The sequence below is a fragment of the Halorubrum sp. AD140 genome, from assembly GCF_034497445.1.
Lineage (GTDB): Archaea > Halobacteriota > Halobacteria > Halobacteriales > Haloferacaceae > Halorubrum.
Genome location: NZ_JAXRUU010000173.1, coordinates 1 through 1519, shown reverse-complemented (window position 1 = coordinate 1519; position 1519 = coordinate 1). Strand labels below are relative to the sequence as shown.

Here is a 1519-nt window from a genome sequence, read left to right as displayed (position 1 = left end):
GACTCGCTCCTTCCGCCACGGTAGCCTGTTCAAATGTGCTTCCATCCGAGGCAACCAGATTGAGACGGTCGACATCGTGATCCTCAGCTAGGCTCACAACAAGGTTGGGACCCGAGAATTCGATCCCCTGGAACACGGAATCAGCTGGTGGTGACGGTGAACCTGTGGACGATTCCGTCCCATTGCTGGGGTTGTTTGTCCCTGAACACCCGGCGACGCCGGATAAGAGAGCTGTAGTAGACCAGGCTATGAGACAGCGTCGGCTAATGGATCGGTCCGGCTCTCGATCGTGGGGTGTAGGATTGTTTCTGGACATCATAGTGACCTCCATGGGGGACAAATCCGCCAGCCGGTGATGCGGTCGACAAAGAAGACCGCTAAGAGGAACAGCGAGACAGGGACGCCGATTCGGAACAGCGTCGATAGGATGTGGAATACCGTCCCCTGCAACAGGACAGTATCCGAATCGCCGGTGTAGCCGGGTGGATTGAGCCACCAGTGGGCGGGTTCATATCGCGCCGACACCCCGCCAGGAGGACGTTCAAGCGTTGTCATGACGGTTCCGTTGCTAGTCGTATTCAACCGCTGTCCGTCGACGACGACGTACCCGTCCCGTTCGTCGGTGTTGATTGGGGCGCCAGTATCCGCGTTCTGGAGGGTGACCCGGACGGTGACGCTGTCTTCGGTCTGATTCACTGCTTCCAGAGTGAGATTGCTCTCGTAGATCTGGATCCGAGCGAACTCATCTGCTGGCCGTTCTGCCCCGGCTCCTCTGACGAGTCCCCACGCGCGGACGGGTTCGGGTCGGTCGTCGGTTGTGGCGCGTGTTGCGATGCCGTAGCTGGCCGTGTACGGTTCCGTGAGGACGTCCAAGTGAACGTTCGACGGGAGCGTCGGCGGCGACGTCGACGTGCCGTACACGTCCAGTATCGTCACGTTCCTCCGGGGCGACGGGGTCGGGCCTGTCTCGATAGGGTAGGCGTTTACCTGGAGCGGATGCAGCGGCGAGTGCGCGGTTCGCTCTCCACCGTCCGAGCTGTAGACCAGCGTATCCCAGTCTTTGTTCCGAGCCGAGTAGAACCGCCAGACACCCCGGACGTCACCGTTGGGCAACTGGTAACCGAGCCACGGCTGGTTCTTGTAGACGACAAGGCCGAGATCGCCATTGGGATACTCGGCGATGAACCCCGAAACCGCGAGATCGTACTTCGTGACCTCGATTGAATCGGTCACCGAGACGTTCTCGGTGGGGTATGAAACGGAACTCTCCCAGTTAGTACAGTCGCCCTCGTCGTTGTGGGCGGTACAGACCTCGACTTCCTTCCGGAGCCGGACCGAAATGTTTGCCTGGAGCGTGAGTTCATGCTCCTCGTCGGCGTAGCCGTCCAGCGAGTACGATAGCGCCGGCGTGTGAGAGCCGCCAGCCGTCGTCTCCTCATCACCGTCGACGAGTAGTTTCGTCTCCTCGACTTGGTGGCTCTCGAGACTCCAGTAAACACGACGATCACCAGAGGTGTCG

1 protein-coding gene is annotated in these 1519 nt (G+C 60.1%); it reads right to left on the bottom strand.

Going from position 1 to position 1519, the window contains the following annotated elements; genetic code table 11:
- Positions 1-315 precede the first annotated feature (315 nt).
- On the bottom strand, positions 316-1519 hold a 1204-nt coding region (locus U4E84_RS17105), incomplete at its 5' end, for a hypothetical protein (RefSeq protein ID WP_322533305.1).